This window comes from Caulobacter sp. S45 (assembly GCF_009765965.1).
Lineage (GTDB): Bacteria > Pseudomonadota > Alphaproteobacteria > Caulobacterales > Caulobacteraceae > CAHJWH01.
In genome coordinates, this window is sequence record NZ_LMUL01000015.1 from 1 (window position 1) to 5,546 (window position 5,546).

The 5,546-nt window shown below is 67.9% G+C and carries 5 protein-coding genes; 2 read left to right on the forward strand and 3 right to left on the reverse strand.

The window, feature by feature from the left end:
- Positions 1-2,014: SMP-30/gluconolactonase/LRE family protein (locus GSQ87_RS19735; RefSeq protein WP_158917957.1), on the forward strand; the 2,014-nt coding region annotated here is incomplete at its 5' end.
- A 19-nt stretch (positions 2,015-2,033) separates the two neighbouring features.
- Here GSQ87_RS19735 and GSQ87_RS19740 read toward each other — a convergent pair.
- The 3 genes from GSQ87_RS19740 to GSQ87_RS19750 form a co-directional block, all read right to left on the reverse strand.
- Positions 2,034-3,128 carry a Gfo/Idh/MocA family protein gene (locus tag GSQ87_RS19740; protein WP_158917959.1) on the reverse strand — a complete coding sequence of 365 codons (1,095 nt, stop codon included), beginning with the start codon at positions 3,126-3,128 and terminating at the stop codon, positions 2,034-2,036.
- A gap of 56 nt (positions 3,129-3,184) precedes the next feature.
- Positions 3,185-4,066: an alpha/beta hydrolase gene (locus tag GSQ87_RS19745; protein WP_158917961.1), complete on the reverse strand. Its 882-nt coding sequence runs from the start codon at positions 4,064-4,066 to the stop codon at positions 3,185-3,187.
- 73 nt (positions 4,067-4,139) lie between these two features.
- Complete coding sequence (locus GSQ87_RS19750; RefSeq protein WP_254063177.1) at positions 4,140-4,721, reverse strand: gluconokinase; 582 nt, start codon at positions 4,719-4,721, stop codon at positions 4,140-4,142.
- 190 nt (positions 4,722-4,911) lie between these two features.
- On the opposite strand from GSQ87_RS19750, the gene GSQ87_RS19755 reads away from it, so the two are divergent.
- Positions 4,912-5,546: glycoside hydrolase family 55 protein (locus GSQ87_RS19755; protein ID WP_216839494.1), on the forward strand; the 635-nt coding region annotated here is incomplete at its 3' end.

Genomic DNA, 5,546 nt, shown 5'->3' on the forward strand with positions numbered 1-5,546 from the left:
CGGCCTGACCCTTCCGGGGCTGGGCCGGATGGGCCGGTTCGAGACCCACATGGACGCCGAGCCGCTGGCGGCGGTTCCCGCCGAGCGCCCGCCCGAGATCCGTGCGTTGCCGTCGATGGGCGATTGGACGGACGTGCGCAGCCTGGGCGTGAAGGGCGACAACGCTGCCGACGACACCGCCGCCCTGCAGCGGGCGATCGATACGCACCGGGTGCTGTACTTCCCGACCGGGCGCTACAAGGTCAGCGACACCTTGCGCCTGAGGCCGGACACGGTGCTGATCGGGCTGCATCCGAGCCTGACGCAGGTCTTCCTGGCCGACGACACGGCAGGCTATGCGGGCCTGGGCGGACCCAGGGCGATGATCCAGGCCGCCAAGGGCGGTTCCAACATCGTCTCGGGGCTGGGGCTGTACACCGGCGGGGTCAATCCGCGCGCCACCGCCCTGCTGTGGACCGCCGGCGCGGACTCCCTGGTCGACGACGTCAAGCTCCAGGGGGGGCACGGCACCCTGCTGGCCGACGGCAAGCGCCTGAACCCCTACAACACCACCCATTCCGCCGATCCCGATCCGCGCAAGCGTTGGGACGGCCAGTATCCAAGCCTGTGGGTGACGGACGGGGGAGGCGGAACCTTCGCGGACATCTGGTCGCCGAACACCTACGCCCAGGCCGGTTTCTACGTGTCCAATACTTCTACGCCCGGCCACGTCTACGAGCTGTCCAACGAGCACCACGTCCGCAACGAAATCGTGCTGGACGGGGTGTCGAACTGGGAGTTGATCGCGCCCCAGACCGAGGAGGAGGTGGGCGAAAGCGGCGATGCGGTCTCGTTGGAGATCCGCAACTCGCGCCACATCCTGGTGGCCAACTACCACGCCTATCGGGTGACGCGGAACGTCAAGCCGGCTTTGGCGGCGGTGAAGCTGTACAACTCGTCCGACATCGAATTCCGCAACGTGCACGTGAACGCGGAGAGCGGCTACGCTACCTGCGACGCGCAGGGCTGCGCCACCTATCTGCGCGCCAGCCGCTTCCCCTACGAGAACGCTTTGGTCGACGTCACCCACGGCCTGCAGGTGCGCGAGCGCGAGTTCGCCCGCCTGGACGTGCCCGAGGCGCCCGCGCCAGTGCAGTCCGCCAGCTTCGAGGGCGCAAAGGTGGAAAAGCTCCAGGACGGCTTCTACGGCCTGTCGGGGGCGGCGGTGGACGGTCAGGGACGGCTCTACTTCGCCGACCATCACGACCAGCGCATCTATCGCTGGACGCCCGAGCGGAAGCTTGAGGTGGTGCGCGACAATGCGCTCGATCCGGTTCAGCTGGCCTTCGATCGTTCGGGCGATCTGATGGTGCTGTCCTCCTACGGCGCCCAGGGCACGGTCTATAGTTTCCGCCCCGATGCGCCGGAGACCGAACTTAAGCTGATCGCGCCGACCCCGGCGGCCACCCATCCCGGCGCGCTCACCGCGCTTCCGGCCAACTGGTGGATCAACGGGGAGTTCAAGGATCAGCTCGATCCCAAGACCTACCGCTTCACCACCCTAGCGGAGATGTTCCAGGCCGAGGCCGGCGAGGCGAAGGCGCAGGAATATGTCTCGCCTGACCGCAGCCTGGTCCTGCCGGCGTTTCGGGTGTTCCAGCAGGGGCCGCCCGATCACCTGGGCTGGCGGTTCTCGCCGACGCTGGACGCCTCGGGGCTGGTCACGGCCGAGGTGGGCAGGAAGGTCTACGTCTCCAACGAATCGGAGGACGTCACCTACGCTGCAAAGTTGGGGGCGGGCGGCGCGCTCGGCGAGCTGAAGCCGTTCGCCAACCGAGGCGGGGAGAGCGTGGCGGTGGATGCGGACGGTCGGGTCTATGTCGCCAATGGCCAAGTGTTCGTCTACGCCCCCGACGGACACGAACTCGGCCGCATCGACATCCCCGAGCGCCCCATCGGCCTGATCTTCGGCGGACCCGACCGCAAGACCCTCTACGTGCTCTCACAGCACGCCCTGTTCGGCGTCCGCAAGTAAACGCTGGGACAGGGACGCATCAGAGTCCGACGGTTCGCCCCTCCCGGGCGGAGCGATAGATGGCGTCGATGATGCGCATGTCGCGCAGGCCCTCTTCGCCCGACACGATCGGCTCCGAGCCGGTCAGGACGCACTGCGCCATATGGTCGAGCTGGCCGGCGAACATGGTCTTGCCGGGGCCAGGCGGCGGCGCGACGATCTCCTGTTCGCGCCCGTCCTTGCCGATCCACATGTGGTTGCCGTCGTAGCGGGTGGCGGGCTCCAGCTCGATCCGCCCCTTGTCGCCCATGAGCAGGATGTGATTCTGAGCGGCGCTGTACATGGACATGCACTGGCCGATGGCGCCGGAAGGGAAGTCCAGCGTCCATTGCATCATGTCCTCCACCTCGTGGAAGCGCGGGTCGCTGCGGTCGGTCGATGCGCGAGCGGTCACCGCCACCGGCTCTTCGCCGCTCATGTAGCGGGCGGCTTGCAGGCTGTAGATGCCCATGTCCATCAGCGAGCCGCCGCCGGAGAGCGCCGTCTTCAGCCGCCATTTGGACGGGTCGTGCTGCACGAAGCCATGCTCGGAGACCACGTAGCGTGAACGACCGGCGGCTCCGCTTCGAGCGAGGCGCATGGCCTCCAGGTTGAACGGCTCGAAGTGGCAGCGGTAGCCGATCATCAGCTTGCGTCCCGCGGCCTTGCAGGCGGCGATCATCGTCTCGCACTCGGCCGCCGAGACCGCCATCGGCTTCTCGCAGAGTACATGTTTGCGCGCCTTCGCCGCCCGGACCACGTATTCCGCGTGCATGGCGTTGGGTAGGACGACGTAGACCACGTCCACGTCCGGATTGTCCCGGATCCGGTCGAAGGTCTCGTAGCTGTAAATCGAGCGTTCCGGTACGCCGTAGCGCGCGGCGACGGTCCGCGCCTTGGCGGGGTCCCCGCTGACCAGGGCGGTCAAGCGGCTATGCCGGCAATTGGCGAACTGGGGGATGATGACGCCGAGACCATAGCCGCCGAGCCCGACGATGGCGAAACCGACCCTGCGGTCTTGGCCGACAGCCCTGGAGCTGGATGCGGTCGCCAGCGCGGCTGCCCCCATCAGGATGTCGCGTCGTGCGAGGCTCATGATGGATCTCCTCGGCAGGGAATGAGGTGGAATAGCCGCGTGATCAGGCGGTCGACTCAGGGCGCAGGCGCGGGGGCGGCCCCGCTGCGCGCCGCGCCATTGTCGGCCCGAAGCCAGCCGCCGTCGCTCAGCCAATCCGCCAGCCGGTCGGGCCAGTGCAGGATGGAGATGCGCTCGGAGTGGACGCCCAGGTTGAAGGCGTGATCGGTGTCCGCATACATGTGCAGCTCGACCGTTACATGCGCATGCCTGAGTTGGTCGTAGAGCTGCAGCGCGGGCGTCGCGCAACATGGATCGATCGACCCCGCGGTGATGAAGGCGGGCGGCGCGCCCTCGATGGCCTTGCCCGGCGTGCCGAGCGGCCCCGGATAGACCAGCACCTGGAAGTCGGGCCGGGCGCTGAGCTTGTCGAGCGCATCCACCGGCTGGATCGGCGGCGCCGGATTGTCGGCGATCAGCGAAACCAGCTCGCCGCCGGCGGAGAAGCCCATCACGCCCACCCGATGCGGGTCGACACCGTATTCGGCGGCGTGGGCTCGCACCCAGCGGATGGCGCGCCTTGCGTCCGCGGCCGCGTCGCCTTCGATGGTGTAGGTGGAGTGCGGTTCTCGAGCTAGGCGGTACTTCAGCACGAAGGCCGTCACGCCATATCGGTTCAGCATCTTGGCCGGGCCCACGCCTTCGTTGATCCAGACCAGCATGCGATGGCCACCGCCGGGAATGACGACGACCCCGGCGCCGTTGGCATGGCGGGGATCGGCGCGAAGCACCGTCAGGCTTGGGTTGTTGACGTTGTGGACATAGGTGTTCTCGATCACCTCCAGCTCCGCGCGTCGTCGCTCCGAGCCCGGTGCGCCGTTCGGCCAGAGCGACACGACGGGCGCGCCGGCGTCGAGCGCCGGCGGCGCTGGCTGGGCTGCGGCATGGGGTGAGGTCATTGCCAACCACGCCAGCAGCAGGGCCGCCACCCCTTGTACACATGGCTTTCCTGCGGGAGGGGCGGCGCGCATTTCAGTTTTCCTTTCGGTGAACGGCTTCGCCCGCTTGGGCGATGCGCGCCAGGCGGCCTAGCCACGCGCAGGCGTAACCGCAAAGATCCTGCGGCGGCTGGCGAGCGTCGAGCGCGAGGGCGGCCTCGTCGGGACCGGGCCGTTCGAGCGCCTTGAACTGGCTGGCGAGCAGGCTTGCCGGCATGTAGTGGCCCGGCCGGTTGTGCAGGCGGTGGGTGAGTTCGTCTCGATCGACGTCCAGGAAGATAAAGGCCAGCGGAGCCTCGATCGCCTGGCCCAGTCGTTCTCGATAGCGCCGCTTCAGGGCCGAGCAGGCGGCCACCCCGATCCCGTCCGCCGCCACCGCGGCGTTCAGCTCCGCCCCGATGCGGTCCAGCCAGGGCCATCGGTCCTCATCCTGCAACGGGTGACCTGCCCGCATTTTTTCCACGTTTTCGGAACTGTGGAAGGCGTCGCCTTCGACGAAGCGGCATTGCAGGATAGAGGCGAGCAGCGGACCGAGCGTGGATTTCCCGCTTCCGCTTACTCCCATGACGATGATCGCTTTGGGCGCGATCTGGGCGAGATCTTCCGGCGGCCGCACGTCGCTTTCCTCAAGCCGAGGGCCAACGCGCCAGGATAGGGCCGCAGGCGCCTCAGGCGCTGTAGAACGTCGTATCCGGCCCGGGCGGCGCCTGCCAATTACGACCATGGTCGAGGATGCGCGTGGGATCGCCCGCGATCTTAATGGTCGAGACTGGCGCGCCGGGCGCCGGAGCGGATATTTGACGAGCATGCAAATCGTGAAGGTAGTGCGGCGGAAATGGCTTGCGCTAACGACGGCGGCGGTGCTCGGCGCCCCCGTGGCCGCGCTTGCCTCCACTTCAGTTTTCACGACCCAGCCGGATGATCCCCGCGCGGTGACGGTCCAGGCGCCGGGCGATGGACGGATCGACGCCACCGCCGCGATTCAGGCGGCGCTGGATCGGGCGCAAGGCGGGGGAGAGGGGGGGGTGGTGTTCCTGCCGTCCGGCCGCTACCGGATCAGCCGCACCCTGTTTGTCTGGCCGGCGGTCAGAGTGTTCGGTGTGGGGCCGACACGGCCCGTGCTGGTGCTCGGCGACCGCACCGCGGGTTTCCAGCAGGGGGTCGCCACCATGGTGACTTTCACGGGCGAGGACCAATATCGCGTGGGTCGCGCGGCCTTCCCGCCACCGACCAGCGTTCCCTTCGACCCGAAGATTTACGACGCCAATTCGAGCACCTTCTATTCGGCGCTGAGCAACGTGGACTTCGAGATCGGTGAGGGGAATGCGGCGGCGGTGGGGGTGCGCTTCCGCGTCGCCCAGCACGCCTTCCTGAGCCACATCGACTTCCATCTCGGCTCTGGCTTGGCCGGGATTTATCAGGCCGGCAACGAGGCGGAGGA

Excerpts from the sequence above, each read along its gene's own strand:
- GSQ87_RS19740 (WP_158917959.1), bottom strand. The coding sequence starts at position 3,128 with ATGAGCCTCGCACGACGCGACATCCTGATGGGGGCAGCCGCGCTGGCG.
- GSQ87_RS19745 (WP_158917961.1), bottom strand. The coding sequence starts at position 4,066 with ATGACCTCACCCCATGCCGCAGCCCAGCCAGCGCCGCCGGCGCTCGAC.